A 15778-nucleotide genomic window follows, 5' to 3' on the forward strand; every position below is an offset into this window, starting at 1 on the left:
CGCGAAGTTGCCGAGCCCCCATCCGGGCGCCACCTGCAACGAAAGCCCGGAGGCAGGTAGCCAGGGCAGGAAGAACACCGGCGCTGCAGCGACCAACACGCCGACATAGGCACTCGCCCTGAGGACCCGCGGTCTCAGCGCCGACGACCTCCCGGGGGGAACTTCGCAGGTCATTGGCACTCGCGCCGATTGTAAAAAGCGGCCAGGCGGATCTTGTGTCCGTCGCCCGAATCGAAAGGTCCCGTCCCGGCTTCCGCCCACCAACGGACCCGTTCCGCCGAACGGCGGTTCGCGCAAGGGCGGCAGGATTCTTTACGACATTTTTATCCGCCAATTCGCGCGCGATATCCGCTTCTTACTCGCCCGCTTCTACGCTGCAGCTCCCTACCAAGGACCGGCAGCCCAGGCTGTGCGGCCCGCAATTCCATCCGGCTGGCCTATGTCGAACACCGAACAACCGACCGGCCGGCGCCTGACGGCGCTGGCGCTGGGCGCCGTGGGCGTCGTTTACGGGGACATCGGCACCAGTCCGCTGTACACCATCAAGGAGGTCTTCGGGCCACATGGCGTGACGGCGTCCCCGCCGAACGTGCTCGGCGGCCTGAGCCTGGTGTTCTGGTCCCTGGTCATCGTGGTGTCGATGAAGTACCTGCTCTTCATCATGCGTGCCGACAACAAGGGCGAAGGCGGCATCATGGCGTTGATGGCGCTGGCCCAACGCAGTGTCCGCCAGCTCCCGCTCGCGATGCCGGTCGTGGCGATCCTGGGCATCTTCGGCGCGGCACTTTTCTACGGCGACGGGGTGATCACCCCGGCCATCTCGGTGCTTTCCGCGGTGGAAGGCCTCGAGGTCGCCGCCCCGGCGCTGGGGCACTGGGTCATACCGATGACCCTGTTGGTCATCGGTACGCTGTTCGCGCTGCAGCGACACGGTACCGCGCGCATCGGCGCCGTGTTCGGCCCGGTCTGCGTGGCCTGGTTCCTGAGCATCGCATCCCTCGGCGTATGGGGGATTGCCCAACACCCGGCGGTCCTCGAGGCGGTGAGCCCGACATACGGCGTCGCCTTCTTTCTGCATAACCGGGCCGAGGCGTTCTTCGCCCTGGGCGCCGTCGTACTCGCGGTCACCGGTACGGAGGCGCTGTATGCCGACATGGGACACTTCGGCCGCCGCCCGATCCAGCTGGCCTGGTTCGCCTTCGTGCTGCCGGCGCTGCTGCTCAATTATTTCGGCCAGGGCGCGCTCGTGCTGGCCCATCCCGAAGCGGTCGCCAACCCGTTCTACCATCTGGTGCCGCGCTCCCTCCTCTACCCCATGATCGGGCTTGCCACGGCAGCCACGGTGATCGCCTCGCAGGCGGTCATCTCCGGCGCTTTCTCGATGACCCGCGAAGCGATACAGCTGGGCTACATGCCCCGCATGCGCGTGGTCCATACCTCCGAAGAAATGTCCGGACAGGTGTACGTCCCCTTCGTCAACCGGATGCTGCTCGTGCTGATCGCTGCGGCGGTGGTCGGCTTCCGCTCGTCCGACAACCTGGGCTCGGCCTATGGTGTCGCGGTGACGGGAACCATGGTCATCACCACCCTGCTCGCCCTCATCGTCGCCCGTTACCAGTGGCGCTGGTCATGGTGGGCGGTATGCGTCACCGGCGCGGGCCTGCTCGTCGTGGACTTGGGCTTTTTCAGCGCGAACATCGTCAAGATCGAGAGCGGTGGCTGGTTCCCGCTGGCGCTGGGGCTGGCCGTGTTCATGGTGTTGACCACCTGGCGCCGTGGCCGCAGGTTGCTGCTGCGGGGCATCCAGCTGGATGGGCTGGAACTGGAGCCGTTCATCGCCAGCCTGGCCGAGCATCCCGTGCCGCGCGTGCCAGGCACGGCAGTGTTCATGACCGCCAACAACACCCTCGTCCCGCATGCATTGCTGCACAACCTCAAGCACAACAAGGTGCTCCACCAGCGCAACGTCCTGCTGACGGTGCAGACGCTGGACGCGCCGCGGGCCGAGCCGGAGGAACAACTGGAGCTGACCCGGCTCGAGGACGGCTTTGCCCGCCTGGTCCTGCGGGTAGGCTTCGCGGAGGACCCGGACGTGCCGCGGCTGCTGGCCCGCTGCAACCGACTGGGCGAGCATTTCGACCTGATGGACACCACCTTCTTCCTGTCGCGGGAGACGGTGGTCGCCACGCCCGACCGTCCCGGCATGGCGCTCTGGCGCGAGAACCTGTTCGTGTTCCTGGCGCGAAACGCGATGCCCGCCACCGCCTTCTTCGGCATTCCAGGCAATCGGCTGATCGAGTTGGGCGCCCAGGTGGAGATCTGAATTCCCATGGCCGAGCAGGCGCGCCATCTGGTTTACCAGCGCCGCACCGGCGGCCCGTTCCGGCCTCTGCGCGGGGGATGGATTAACTTACGCACTTCGCGCCACTGGCACCCGCCCATGACCGAGTCGCGCCATCCCTTCGCCCGCCTGGCCCGTACCGATGGCTGGGCTGGCTACGCTTATGCGACGGCCGTCATCGTGCTTGGCTTTGCGTCGGCCTTTCTGGCCGATCGCTACCTGTCGGTCGCGAACCTGGGGCTGATCTTCCTCACGGTCGTACTGGCGGTCGCCGTGCGCACGCGCATGAGCGTGGCGGTCTACACCGCGGTGGTGTGCTTCCTCGGCTACAACTTCTTCTTCACCCGGCCGCGCCACACGCTCGCCATCGCCGACGCCGACGACGTGCTGGCGGTCGTGCTGTTCCTGGTCGTCGCGCTGATCAGCGGTCGCATGGCCACGCAACTGGCACGGCAGGTGGCCTCGCTGCGCGCAGCCCAGGCGCGCGCCCGTACCCTGCTGGAACTCGGGCAATGCCTGGCCGCGGGCGGAACGCAGAGCCAGGCGATCTGCGATGCCGGCGTCAGCGCGCTGGCCATGGCACTCGACGCGCAAGCGGCGGCCGTCGTGCGCAGCGACAGCGGCGGCTGGCACGTACGGGCGGCCTCGCCGACCGGCTTCGCGCCGGCGCCCGATGAACTGGCCGCCGCGCAGGCCCTTGCCTCGGACCCGCAGCAGACGGCGGCCACCCCCTGGGTGATGCCCCTGGGTGGGGCGACCTGGCGCGCGGGAGCGGTGGTCATCCGACCGCACGGCCCGGGCACGATCGACGCCGAACGGGTGAACCTGGCAAGGGAGATGGTCAAAGCCATCGGCGAGGCTCTGGAGCGTGGGCATCTCGCCGAGGCGCTCGAAGCGGCGCGCGTGCAAGGAGAAACCGAACGGCTGCGCAATGCGTTGCTGTCGTCCGTGTCGCATGACCTGCGGTCTCCATTGGCCTCGATGATCGGGGCGGCCAGCACGCTCGCCGCCTACGGGGCCCAGCTACCAGCGGCAGAGCGTCGCGACTTGCTCGATGCGATCCTGGGCGAGGGCCAGCGCATGGACCGGTACGTCCAGAACCTCCTCGACATGGCCCGGCTCGGGCACGGTGCGCTGACGCTGCACCGCGACTGGGTCGACGCCGGCGAGATCGTACTGGCGGCGGTCGCGCGGCTGCGCCGGTACCACCCGACCGCACTCGTCGACACCCGGCTGCCATCCGATACCCTGCTGCTGCACGTGCACCCGGCACTGATCGAGCAGGCGCTTTTCAACATCCTGGAAAACGCCGCACACGTCTCGCCACCGGGACGTCCGGTGGTGGTCGCGCTTCGCGCGACGGACGGCTCGATATGCATCGAGGTCAGCGATGAAGGGCCAGGTATCCCCGAAGCCGAGCGGGCACGCATCTTCGACATGTTCTTCTCCGTCTCGCGGGGCGACCGGGCACCCAAGGGCACCGGCCTGGGGCTGTCGATCTGCCGCGGGATGCTCGGCGCACACGGCGGCAGCGTGGAGGCTGTGGCGCGCGAGGGCGGCGGCACGATCCTGCGCGTGACCTTGCCCCTGCCCACCCCGCCGGAGGAAAGCGCGTGAACCCCAACGCCCCCTGTGTGCTGGTAATCGACGACGAGGCGCAAATCCGCCGGTTCCTCGACATCGCGCTGCGTGCCGAGGGTTACCGCGTGCTGCGGGCCGCCACTGCCGGGGAGGGCCTCGGGCTGGTCGCTACACAGACACCTGACCTGGTCATCCTCGATCTGGGGCTGCCCGACCGCGAGGGACACGAGGTGCTGGCGGAACTCCGTCAGTGGAGTGCGGTACCCGTGCTGATGCTGTCGGTGCGGGACTCCGAGGCCGAGAAGGTGCGCGCCCTGGACAACGGTGCCAATGACTATGTGACCAAGCCGTTCGGTGTGCAGGAGGTGATGGCGCGCCTTCGCGCGCTGCTGCGCGATCGCGTGCTCGCGGCCTCGGGCGAGCCTTCGCACCGCTACGACGATGGCCGCCTGGTCATCGACCAGGCGCGCCGGGAGGTCAGCCTGGACGGCGAGGCACTATCGCTGACCCGCAAGGAATACGCGGTCCTGGTCACCTTGCTGCGGCATCCCGACCGTGTGGTCAGCCAGCAGCAGCTCCTGCGTGAGGTCTGGGGAGCAAGCCACGTGCAGGACACGCATTACCTGCGGATCGTCGTGGGGCGATTGCGCCAGAAACTTCGCGACGACCCGGCGACGCCACGATGGCTGAAGACGGAGCCCGGGGTCGGGTACCGGTTCCTGGCGAAGGTTGCAGGCGGCAGCCCGGACCAGCGCGGCTGATCCGACGGGTCGGCGGATGCCCGCCCGGAGTGAACGCTGCGGGGAAGGCCCCGAAGTATCTTTGGGGGCCCGCGCCCTCATTGCGCCAGATAGAACTCCATGGGGATGAGCTCGACCGCCCATCCGCCTTCCTCGCCCAGCGTGGCGGCCGGGTGCATGGATGCGATCTGCAGCGCCTCGTCCCGGCTGTCCGCCTCGATGATGAACAGGCCACCCACCACTTCCTTGGATTCCGTGTAAGGCCCGTCGCTGACCTGGGTCTTGCCGCTCCGGGGGCGAAGCGTCGCCCAGCTTTCCAGATCGCCGAGCGACGCGGAAACCAGCACCTTGCCGGTGGCGCGCATCTTCTCGTCCAGCGGCGGGCACTGGCTCACCAGGGCCTTGACGGCGTTCGGTGCCATCGCGGCGAATTTTTCCGGGGTGAAGTAGGCCAGGCCGAGGTATTTCATGGGAGATCCTTTTTTGGGTGGGATGTACCGACGACGAAGTTGCCCAGGGGAATTCGACAAGGGACGTGGAGCGCGGGCGTTCATCGTTCGATGGAGCTTTGACACGATGCCGACCGCCGTTCTGTGAGCTTCCCGGTCGGAGGAGGTGGCCCATGACCGGCACGGTAGTGCTTTATGCGTTGGCGCCCCTGCTCGCGATGGGCAGCGGCGGCCTGGTTGCGGCGTTCAAGCCACCTTCCCCGCGGCTGGGGAGCGCCATGCAGCACTTCGCGGCGGGCGTGGTTTTCTCGGCCCTGGCGGTGGAAATCCTGCCGGACATCATGCACCGCCATGCTCCACTCGCGGCGCTGGGTGGCTTCACGGCGGGCGTACTGCTGATGCTCGGACTGCGCGAAGCGGGTTGCCGCATCCAGAAGGAGAGCAGCAGCCCGATGGGCATGACGCTCGTGGTCGGGACCGACGTGCTGATCGATGGTGTGCTGATCGGCGTGGCGTTCGCCGCGGGGGCGCGCGAGGGCGTGCTCGTCACGATCGCCCTGGCGGTCGAAATGCTCTCGCTCGGTCTGGCGACGGCCGCCTCCCTGGCGCGGGCCGGGGCCTCACGCCGCCGCATCATTGCCAGCATCCTCGTGCTGGCCGTGCTGCCTTTCGCCGGCGCGGTGGCGGGCAATCTGCTGCTCGGTGGACTCCAGGGCGGCTGGATGGAGGCGGTGCTGGCGCTCGCCGCGGCGACCTTCCTCTACCTGGTGACGGAGGAATTACTGACCGAAGCGCACGAAGTGCCGGAAGCGCCGTGGATGACCGCCCTCTTCTTCGCGGGCTTCATCGGCCTGCTCTTGCTGGAAATGCTCGCCCCGGCGGGCTGATGCCCTAGCCGGCACGGTGGCGTGGCGGCACGGGGCGATCCGTGCCGCCGGCATTACCGGCATTCGCCCCGAGGCGGCACCCAGCGAAGGCGCTTTCCCGTCCAAGTGGCCCGGGAAAGCGCCACGGCTCTGCTGAAGCCGACATTCCAGGCTGCGCGTGGTTACTGGCCGAGCCAGCCTAGCCCGTCGAAGGAGCCGTCGGGGTGTGAGAGCCAGCTTGTCCGGTTCTGTCCGTCCGGGCAGCCCACGCCTTCCACGCGTGCCTCCACGACGCCATCGCGCGTGCCCAGGGCTGCGGTACGGCAGCTGCCTGCGTCGTCCCAGAAGCCGCGGGAAGTAGCGCTGAACCAGGAGGTATCGGCACCGTTGGCATCGCGCTCGCGCACGGCGCTGAAGGTGTCCGCCAGGCGGCTCGCGTAATGGGCTGCGCCATGCCCGTCGTAGTCACGGGTCTGCGTGCGCGCCTGGGTGGCGCCAACCTCGGCTCCGGTGACGTACATGTCCCAGCCCACGTCGTACGCATCGATGAGCGCGTCCATCCGATAGTGGAGGTTCAGCGGATAGCTCGCGTGCACGACGTCGCGGCTGAGCACATGGTTTGCCTGGCTGATCGTGGTCTCCCGGTCCACGGTGCTCTGCAGGTCGACATCCTGGCGGTAGGAGCGCCAGTCGGGGAACTCCAGGCCCTCCACGTCGAACGTCTGGGTGTTCCGGAGCCGCTGGGTCTGGTGCACCGTGGTCTGGACGGGCCCGTGCGACGTGTACGCCACGCCGCTGATGGTGAAATCGCGGTCGGACCGCGTCACGACGGTACCTTTCAGCGCATCCCCGTCGGGCGCCAACCCGTTCTCGATCGTCGGGCTGCCCGGTTGGCTCTGCAACGTGTTCTGGGTCACCGCACCGCCGACGTGCGTGCTGCCCTTGTCGAGGTAGACCAGCAGCTGGGCGCCCTGATTGCCCCAGTCGACGTCGACCCGGTGCTCTCCCGCCTCGTTCAGTATCCCGACGAAGGGCGTGATGTCCACGCGCCACGGCGTGAAGTTGAGCCGCTGCAAGGACGGCGCGGGATCTTCCAGCATGTAGGGCAAGGCCCAGTTGTAGGCGGCCGGCAGCAAGGGGAACACCGGCGCCAGGCCGGCACGCTGGTTGTCGACGCTGACCCACATCTCCCGGTAGGCGCTCCCCGCATAGCCTTCCCTCGGGGGATTGACACTGAAGTCATCCACCTCTCCTCCTGCGGCCAGCGGGGTGTTGAGCGCGGGATACTTCGAGAAAGTCTCGGCGGGCGCGGCGGTGTACCACCAGGAGGAAACCGCGTAGACATCGACATAGGCCCGTTCGATGTTGTGCGGCAGCTCCTCGGGAAGATACTCGGCGCTGTACACCGCATCGGGGACGCGGGGCGCTGGCGTGGCCGGGGTCGCCGGATAGAATTCCAGCGCAGCGGAGCCTTTCAGGCTGGAATCCCCGGTGCCACCTTCCAACGTACCCAGGTCTTGGAAAAGGCCCCAGTGGAATTGCTTGAACAGGGCCGTGTAGTCGGTCAGGTCGCGCTCGGCGTGCCAGCTGGTCTCGTGTGTCGAGCCCGGGGTCGCGCCCGCGAACAGCGTCACGTCGTCCAGGTCGATCCTTGCCCCACTGTCGAACCGTGTCCCGGTCAGATCGACCTTCAGGATCACCTTCGACCATGGCGGCGGGCATGCCGCCGGCGGCGAGTAGGTGTATTCGTTAGCGACATCCAGTTGCTCGAAAAGGTGGACGACGCACGGCTGTCCGGCTGGGACCGGTACGGGCGGATCCACGCTGGCAACCGTGTCGGCGGCGGCTGCCGCTGGCGGGTCCGAGGCCTGGGGCGACGGTGACGCCCGAACGGCGGCCGGCAAGAGCGAGATGACAGCCACGGCCAGCAGGCCGCGCGCGGTATGCGCAAACTCCATAGTGCTTCTCCCTGTACTAGGCCCCCTGCGGGGGGCATGCTTGTCAGGGTGGCGTGAAGCGCATGTCTACCCATCGATCACCGGCCGGTGCCACCCAGGCGCGCCCTCCGCTCCTGCTCAAACACTTGCAGCCCTCCCGCTGACGAGCCCTTCGGCGCGCATCGCCTGATGCGCCCGGGGCTGGCGCGTCCGCTGCCCCGGACTGCTACCGCGATGCCGCGTGCAAGCCCGGGAAGGCAGTGCTAGTTTCATTGAGATCGATCCAAACATCGCGCAATGGCCGCCCCTGTGCCTGCTGATCCTGCGGCCGCGGCCTAACGGGAGGGCTTCACATGGTGACGCGAAGGCGCTTTCTGCAAGGGCTCGGAACCCTGGCCGCACTGGGCAGCGCGGCCGGCACCATGCCGGGCTTCGCCATGGGCCGACGAGGCTCGCGGCAGTCCGCGACAGGTACTGCCGAGGGCGTCTCGCGCTACGTCGACGTGTTCATAGGCACCGGCGGCCACGGCCACACTTTCCCCGGCGCCACCCTGCCCTATGGGATGGTGCAGCTCAGCCCCGACACCAACGATGCCGGCTGGGACGCCTGCTCCGGCTACCACCAGCGCGACGGCTCGATCATGGGTTTCTCCCATACCCACCTCTCGGGCACCGGTGCGAGTGACATGCTGGACGTGCTGGTGATGCCGGCACAGGGGCCGGTGCTGCTCATGCCGGGCGAACGCGGGCTGCCGGACAAGAACTACCAGTCGCACTTCGACGAGGCGGCATTCGCCAGCACGCGGCTGCCGCCGGATGCGGTCGGGCAACCCGGCCACGGCTACCGCTCGCGCTACGACGGCGAACAGGCGCAGCCCGGCTACTACCGCGTGCACCTGACCGACCACGACATCCTCGCCGAGCTGACCGCGACGCTGCGCGCCGGCCTGCACCGCTACACGTTCCATGGCGAAGGCGACGGCCATCTGCTGGTCGACCTGGCGCACGGCTACCACGACGATGCCAAGGTGCCGGCCAAGGTCAGCGACGCGACGCTCGAGCTCATCGGTGATGACCTGCTGGTCGGCAGCCGACGCGTGCACCAGTGGGCGAACGGGCGCCACGTGTATTTCGCCATGAAGCTCTCGCGCCCGGTGGCGCGCGCCACGCTGTACGCCGAGGACGCGGTGCTGCCGGCGGGCGCGCGCGAGGCGCAGGGCAAGCACCTGAAGGCGGCGCTGCATTTCATCGACGCCGCCCGCGAGCCGCTGCTGGTGAAGGTCGGCATTTCGGCGGTCGACATCGACGGCGCACGACGCAACCTCGAATCGGAAGTGCCCGGCTGGGACTTCCAGGGCGCGCGGCAACAGGCCGCCGACAGCTGGGAGCGCGAACTCTCGCGCATCCGCGTCGACAGCCCGTCCGAGCCGGTCAAGCGCACCTTCTACAGCGCGCTCTACCACACCATGCTCGCGCCGACGCTGTTCAGCGACGTCGATGGCCGTTACCGCGGCATGGATCTGAAGGTCCACCAGCTGCCGCGGGGCCGCCACAACTACAGCACCTACTCGCTGTGGGATACCTACCGCGCGCTGCATCCGCTGCTCACGCTGTTCCAGCCCGCGCGCGTGCCCGACCTGGTCGACGGCCTGGTCCGGATGGCGGCGGAGAGCCCGGACGGCCCGCCGGTGTGGCCACTGCAGGGCGTGGAGACCGGCTGCATGATCGGCTACCACTCCGCCGTGGTGATCGCCGAGGCGCAGGCCAAGGGCTTCACCGGCATCGACTACGCCAGGGCCTGGCCGCTCTACCGCAAGCGCGCGATGGAGGACGACTACCGGGGGCTCACCTGGTACCGCAAGCTCGGTTTCATCCCCAGCGACAAGGACTGGGAGGCGGCCAGCAAGACGCTCGAGTACGCCTACGACGACTGGGCGATGGCGAGCCTGGCGCAAGCCGCGGGCGCGCACGAGGACGCCCGGCACCTGCGCGAGCGTTCGCGCAACTACCGCAACCTGTTCGACCGGAAGATGACGTTCATCCGCCCGCGCGGCAGTGATGGCAAGTGGCTCGAACCGTTCGACCCGCGCGCGATGGGTCACTCGGACAAGTGGCGCGACTTCACCGAATCCAACGCCTGGGAGGCGACCTTCCTCAACCAGCACGACCTGTATGGCTACATGCCGCTGTTCGGCGGCGAGCAGGCGTTCGAGCGCAAGCTCGACGAGCTGTTCGAGACCAGCTCGGCGCTGCCGGGCGATGCGCCGCCGGACATCGCCGGGATGGTCGGCCAGTACGCGCACGGCAACGAGCCCAGCCACCACGTGGCCTACCTGTATGCCTACACCGGCGCGCACCACAAGACACAGAAGCGCGTGCGCATGCTGCTGGAGAAGATGTACCGGCCCGAACCGGATGGCCTGGCGGGCAACGAGGACTGCGGCCAGACCAGTGCGTGGTACGTGCTGGGGGCGCTGGGGTTGTATGCGGTCGATCCGGTGAGCACGAACTACGTGTTCGGCAGTCCGTTGCTGGACCAGGCCGAGGTGATGCTGGCGGGCGACAGGAAGCTGGTGGTCCGCACGCAGGGGAACGGTCCGGACAGGCCGTACATCCAGTCCGTGCGCTGGAACGGCAAGCCGTGGACCAGGAGCTGGATCAGCCATGCGGAGCTGGCGGCCGGCGGCACGCTGGAGTTCGAGATGGGCGCGACGCCGAACCTGAAGTTCGGCGCCGCGCCTGCGGACCGGCCGCCGTCGTTCGGACAGGCGGCGCCGGCGGACAAGGTTTAGCTCCGGATGCGGGCTGGGGCGAGTGTCTTGGGCCCGGTGCTCCCTACCCTCGGCACGATAGGGAGCATGTAATCCTCTCAAGGCGTAAAAGAGGGTAGAGGCAACCTTGCCCCCCACCACTGAATCCTTCCCCCGCGACTGCGGGGGAAGGTGCCGACAGGCGGATGGGGGCGCTCCTGGGTCGGATCCGCGGGCAGGTCTTTCGCAAGACTTCCTCCATCCGCCCTTCGGGCACCTTCCCCCGCGAGCGGGGGAAGGTGCCACCGGTCAGCGCACGACATCCTTCCCGAGGGAGACGTCGCACTCCTCCCAACCGGACATCCGGACGTCCGCAAGCCCATGTAGTCGCCATCGCAGGTGACAGGCCCGGCCCACTTTGCGACCATCAGGCTTTTGGCGCTCGCCGCCTTACAGACACAGGGGCCCTCGATGGCGAACCAGACTTCCATCCGGCGTGACGTCGGTCCATTCGCTCTCATGTTCACCGGCCTGGGCTCGATCATCGGCTCCGGCTGGCTGTTCGGCGCGTGGAACGCCGCCAAGCTGGCCGGCCCCGGCGCGATCTGGGCCTGGGTCCTGGGCGCGGCGATCATCCTGTCGATCGCGCTGACCTACGCCGAGCTGGGCGCGATGTTCCCCGAATCCGGCGGCATGGTCCGCTACGGCCACTACTCGCACGGCTCGCTGGTCGGCTTCATCGCCGCCTGGGCGAACTGGATCGCGATCGTCTCGGTGATCCCGGTCGAGGCGGAAGCCTCGGTGCAGTACATGGCCGGCTGGAAATGGCAGTGGGCGCAGGATCTGTACCACGCAGTGCCGGGTGCCCACGGTGAACTCAGCCCGCTGGGCGTGGGCATCGCCGCGGTGCTGGTCGTCGTGTACTTCCTGCTCAACTACTGGAGCGTCAAGCTGTTCGCCAAGTCGAACAGCCTGATTACGCTGATCAAGCTGATCATTCCGGCCGCGACCGGCATCGCCCTGATCGCCAGCGGCTTCCACGGCGAAAACCTTGCGGTTGGCGCGGCCGGGGGCAGCCACGCCAACGATTTCGCGGCGATCCTCACCGCGGTGGCCACCGCCGGCATCGTGTTCAGCTTCAACGGTTTCCAGAGCCCGGTGAACCTCGCCGGCGAAGCGCACAACCCGGGCCGCAGCATCCCGTTCGCGATCATCGGCGCGATCGCGCTGGCCACCGTGGTCTACGTGCTGCTGCAGGTGGCCTACCTCGGCGCGGTGCCGCCGGACCTGCTGGCGCAGGCCGGCTGGCGCGGCATCAACTTCAGCTCGCCGTTCGCCGAGCTGGCGGTGCTGGTCAACCTCAACTGGCTGGCGATCCTGCTCTATGCCGATGCCTTCGTCAGCCCCAGCGGCACCGGCATGACCTACACCGCCACCACCGCCCGCATGATCTACGGCATGGAGCGCAATGGCACGCTGCCGCGCATCTTCGGCCGGATCGATCCGAAGTCCGGCGTGCCGCGCCCGGCGATGTGGCTGAACCTGGTGGTCGCGTTCCTGTTCCTGTTCTTCTTTCGCGGCTGGGATTCGCTGGCGGCGGTGATCTCGGTGGCGACGATCATTTCCTACCTGACCGGCCCGGTCAGCGTGATGACCCTGCGCCGCACCGCACCCGAACTGCACCGCCCGTTCAAGCTGGCCGGCCTGCCGGTGATCGCCGGCATCGCCTTCATCATGTCGGCCGAACTGCTGTACTGGGCCAAGTGGCCGCTGACCGGCCAGATCATCCTGCTGATGGTGGTCGCGCTGCCGGTGTACTTCTACTACACCGCCAAGCACGGCTGGCACGAGTTCGGACGGCACCTGAAGGGCGCGTGGTGGCTGATCGCCTACCTGGTCACGCTGGCGGTGGTGTCGAAGATCGGCAGCGCCAAGTTCGGCGGCCTGGATTACATCCCCTACGGCTACGACCTGGGCGTGGTCGCGGTGATCGGCCTGGTGTTCTACCTGTGGGGCGTGAAGTCCGGCTGGCGTACACCGGCCATCGAGGCCGAGCGCGAGCAGGCGGCGCGACACCCCGACGCGCTGCAGATTCCGCCGGACGAGGAAGAGGCCGAGAAGATCACCGGCCACTGACCCGCACTTGCGAGGGCACCGAACGCGCGGCCATGAGCCGCGCGTTTTTTTTGCGGGCAGCCCTCACGCTCTCGCTACACCCGGCTTACGGCACGCGCACCACCATCCTTGCTGAGCGCCCGAACACGCGCGCCGGCATGGCGCGCTGACGGCGAATCATCCGAGGAGCATCCCGATGGCCGAGCTCGATAGCGACGAGCGGGACGACCTGTCCCGCGGCAATTTCGCCTTTCCCGATCAGCGCAAGGAGCCGCTGGAGGATGCCAGCCACGTCCGCAACGCCATTGCACGGTTCGACCAGGTCAAGGGCGTCAGCGACGACGAACGCGATGAGGCGTGGAAGCGCATCAAGGCCGCGGCGAAGAAGTTCGATGTCGAAGTGAGCGAGAAGAGCTGGCGGGAGCTGGGCAAGCCGTCGTAGCGGCGTGCGCCCCGGCGCGGTGGCGAGTCTGCCCGGATGCCCCGCGGCAAGCCCGGCCCTCCATCGCGGGTGAGGGCACGCCAGCCGGGCGGCCGGCCATGCCGCGCCCGCCCCCGCGGCGAGGCCTATCGACAGCCGATCCGCCTACCCCAGGGCAAGGGCATCGCCGAGCAAGGCCTGCGCTGTGATTTCCGGTCCCGCGCCGGGCCCCTGGATCACCAGCGGCTGGGTGTTGTAGCGGGCGGTGGTGAGGGCGAACTGGTTGTCGGTGCCGTACAGGCGGGCCGCCGGGTGCGTAGTGGACACCTCGACCAGACCCACGCGGGCGCGGCCGCGCTGGTTGAGCCGGGCCAGGAAGCGCAACACGTTGCCACGCGCGCGGGCCTGCGCATGCCGCTCGGCGAGCGGCGCGTCCAGTTCCGCAAGGCGCTCGAGGAACGTTCCGGCGTCCACCCCGCGCAAGGCGGGCGGCACCAGGCTTTCGACCTCGACCTCCTCGCTGCCCAGCGGGAAACCGGCGTGCCGGGCGAGGATCAGCAGCTTGCGCGCCACGTCCTCGCCGGAAAGGTCCGAGCGCGGATCGGGCTCGGTGTAACCGAGCGCGCGCGCCTCGGCCAGCAGCGCGGAGAACGGCCGGCTGCCGTCGTACCGGTTGAACAGGTAGGAGAGCGAGCCGGAGAACACGCCTTCGAGCGTAAGCAGACTGTCGCCGCAGCTGCGCAGCCGACGCAGGGTGGATAGCACCGGGAGCCCGGCGCCCACCGTGGCGGCGTCGCCGTAGCGGGCGCCGGTCGTGAGCGCCGCCTGCAGTGCGCGCCAGCCGGCCAGTTCGCCACCGGCCAGCGCCTTGTTGGCGGTGACCACGTGATAGCCCTGCGCGAGCCACGACGCGTGCCGCGCGGCGAGCGCCGCGCTGGCGGTCGCGTCGATGATCACCCTGGCCGGTGCTCCGCTGGCATCCAGCGCCGCCAACAACACGGCGTCGTCGCGCGTTGCGCCCTCGTGACGCAGTTGATCGCGCAGGTTGCGCCGCGCCAGGCGCCGCGGGTCGGTCTGCTGGCGGCGCGAGTTGGCCGCGCCGACCAGCCTCAGGGGCGCCGCGGCCGGGGTATCGAGCAGCTTGAGCAGCGCGCCGCCGACCACACCGGTGCCCAGCAGCACCACGGCAATGGGCGATGGTTGCGGCTGACAGTCGGCCGGTACCGCGCTCATGCAATCACCCGGCGTTTGGACGGCTGCACGGCGGCCGCGCGATCGAGCGCGCTGGACAGGTCGAGCAGCAGGTCGTCGCGGTCCTCGATGCCCACCGACACCCGCAGCAGCGTGTCGGCGATGCCGGCATGGCGGCGTGCCTCCGGCGCCATCGCCGCATGGGTCATGGTCGCGGGGTGTGCGATCAGGCTCTCCACGCCACCGAGCGACTCGGCCAGCGAGAAGAAACGCAGCCCATCGACGAAGGCTGCGACGTTTGCCTCGTCACCTACCAGCTCGAAGCTCAGCATCGCGCCGAAGCCCTGCTGCTGGCGCGCCGCCAGCGCGTGGCCCAGGTGCCCCGGCAGACCGGGGTAGTGCACCGCGCGCACGGCCGGATGCAGTGCCAGGTATTCCGCGATGCGCAGCGTGTTCTCCTGGTGCTGGCGCAGGCGCACGGCCAGCGTGCGCAGGCCGCGCAGGGTGAGGAAGCTGTCGAACGGCGCGCCGGTCAGCCCCAGGCAATTGCCCCACCACTTGAGCTTCTCCGCCACCGCGGCGTCGCGCGCGACCACCGCCCCGCCGACCACGTCGCTGTGGCCGTTGATGTACTTGGTGGTCGAGTGCACCACCACGTCCGCGCCCAGCGCCAGCGGCTGCTGCAGCGCCGGCGAAAGGAAGGTGTTGTCGACCGCCAGCAGCGCGCCGACCGCGTGCGCGGCCTGCGCCACGTGGCGGATGTCGGTGATGCGCAGCAGCGGATTGGAGGGTGTCTCGACCCAGACCAGCGCCGGCTTGCGCGCCAGGCCCGCCGCCAGCGCGGTGCGATCGGTGAGGTCGGCGAAGGCGAGCTCGAAACGACCCTTCTTCGCCCACGCATCGAGCAGCCGCCAGGTGCCGCCGTAACAGTCGTGCGCGGCAAGCACCAGGCCGCCAGGCGGCACCAGTTCCAGCGCCAGCGCCACCGCCGCCATGCCACTGGCGGTCACCACCGCGCCGGCCCCCCGTTCCAGCTCGGCCAGCGCGTTGCCCAGCAGGTCGCGCGTCGGGTTGCCGCTGCGCGAATAGTCGTAGGCCCGCTTGCCGCCCACGCCGTCGAAGCCCAGGCCGTCGAAGCTGTAGTTGGACGACAGGTGCAGCGGCGGCACGATCGCGCCGTGCTCCGTGTCGGTTTCGATGCCGGCGCGCACGGCGCGGGTACAGGGGGACGATTCGCTCATAGGGAATGCTCCGTGGGTTCAGGCCAGCGCGGCGCGCAGCAGCGGCGCGAGCTGGTGGGTTTCCTTGAGGAAGCCGTCGTGCCCGTAGGGCGACTCGAGGACTTCCAGCGTGGTGGGGCCGTGCAGCCGCCGCTGCAGCTCGCACA

Annotated in this window: 11 protein-coding genes and 1 pseudogene; 7 read left to right on the forward strand and 5 right to left on the reverse strand. The window is 68.8% G+C overall.

The window, feature by feature from the left end; all coding sequences use genetic code 11:
• The first annotated feature begins 439 nt into the window (after positions 1-439).
• From VFH59_RS11935 to VFH59_RS11945, 3 genes are read left to right on the forward strand one after another with little or no spacing between them, the layout of a single operon-like run.
• Complete coding sequence (locus tag VFH59_RS11935) at positions 440-2323, forward strand: potassium transporter Kup (RefSeq protein ID WP_325165125.1); 1884 nt, start codon at positions 440-442, stop codon at positions 2321-2323.
• A gap of 6 nt (positions 2324-2329) precedes the next feature.
• Positions 2330-3958, forward strand: a complete 1629-nt coding sequence (locus tag VFH59_RS11940) for a sensor histidine kinase (protein WP_325165126.1) — start codon at positions 2330-2332, stop codon at positions 3956-3958.
• Positions 3955-4683: a response regulator gene (locus tag VFH59_RS11945; RefSeq protein WP_325165127.1), complete on the forward strand. Its 729-nt coding sequence runs from the start codon at positions 3955-3957 to the stop codon at positions 4681-4683. Before VFH59_RS11940 ends, VFH59_RS11945 begins: the two co-directional genes overlap by 4 nt.
• A gap of 77 nt (positions 4684-4760) precedes the next feature.
• Here VFH59_RS11945 and VFH59_RS11950 read toward each other — a convergent pair whose 3' ends face one another.
• Positions 4761-5132, reverse strand: coding sequence for a YciI family protein (locus tag VFH59_RS11950; RefSeq protein WP_325165128.1), 372 nt, complete (start codon positions 5130-5132; stop codon positions 4761-4763).
• A 257-nt stretch (positions 5133-5389) separates the two neighbouring features.
• Here VFH59_RS11950 and VFH59_RS11955 point away from each other — a divergent pair, with 257 nt between their 5' ends.
• Positions 5390-5998, forward strand: coding sequence for a transporter (locus VFH59_RS11955; RefSeq protein ID WP_325165129.1), 609 nt, complete (start codon positions 5390-5392; stop codon positions 5996-5998).
• 161 nt (positions 5999-6159) lie between these two features.
• On the opposite strand, the gene VFH59_RS11960 is transcribed toward VFH59_RS11955, so the two are convergent.
• On the reverse strand, positions 6160-7800 hold the full coding sequence (locus tag VFH59_RS11960) for a peptide-N4-asparagine amidase (RefSeq protein ID WP_325165130.1): 1641 nt from the start codon (positions 7798-7800) through the stop codon (positions 6160-6162).
• Positions 7801-8267: 467 nt separating this feature from the next.
• Here VFH59_RS11960 and VFH59_RS11965 point away from each other — a divergent pair, with 467 nt between their 5' ends.
• From VFH59_RS11965 to VFH59_RS11975, 3 genes are all read left to right on the forward strand, one after another.
• Complete coding sequence (locus VFH59_RS11965; protein ID WP_325165131.1) at positions 8268-10706, forward strand: GH92 family glycosyl hydrolase; 2439 nt, start codon at positions 8268-8270, stop codon at positions 10704-10706.
• A 429-nt stretch (positions 10707-11135) separates the two neighbouring features.
• Complete coding sequence (locus tag VFH59_RS11970; RefSeq protein ID WP_325165132.1) at positions 11136-12800, forward strand: APC family permease; 1665 nt, start codon at positions 11136-11138, stop codon at positions 12798-12800.
• A 175-nt stretch (positions 12801-12975) separates the two neighbouring features.
• Complete coding sequence (locus VFH59_RS11975) at positions 12976-13221, forward strand: DUF6582 domain-containing protein (protein WP_325165133.1); 246 nt, start codon at positions 12976-12978, stop codon at positions 13219-13221.
• A 144-nt stretch (positions 13222-13365) separates the two neighbouring features.
• On the opposite strand, the gene VFH59_RS11980 is transcribed toward VFH59_RS11975, so the two are convergent.
• The 3 genes and pseudogenes from VFH59_RS11980 to VFH59_RS11990 all read right to left on the reverse strand — a co-directional run.
• On the reverse strand, positions 13366-14433 hold the full coding sequence (locus VFH59_RS11980) for a homoserine dehydrogenase (protein WP_325165134.1): 1068 nt from the start codon (positions 14431-14433) through the stop codon (positions 13366-13368).
• Positions 14430-15632 carry a cystathionine gamma-synthase gene (gene metB, locus VFH59_RS11985; RefSeq protein WP_325165135.1) on the reverse strand — a complete coding sequence of 401 codons (1203 nt, stop codon included), beginning with the start codon at positions 15630-15632 and terminating at the stop codon, positions 14430-14432. The genes VFH59_RS11980 and metB overlap by 4 nt, the downstream gene beginning before the upstream one ends.
• A gap of 18 nt (positions 15633-15650) precedes the next feature.
• Positions 15651-15778, reverse strand: a pseudogene (locus tag VFH59_RS11990) (alpha/beta hydrolase); the annotation flags it as partial.

The organism is Frateuria sp. (assembly GCF_035695185.1).
Classification (GTDB): Bacteria; Pseudomonadota; Gammaproteobacteria; order Xanthomonadales; family Rhodanobacteraceae; genus Frateuria_A.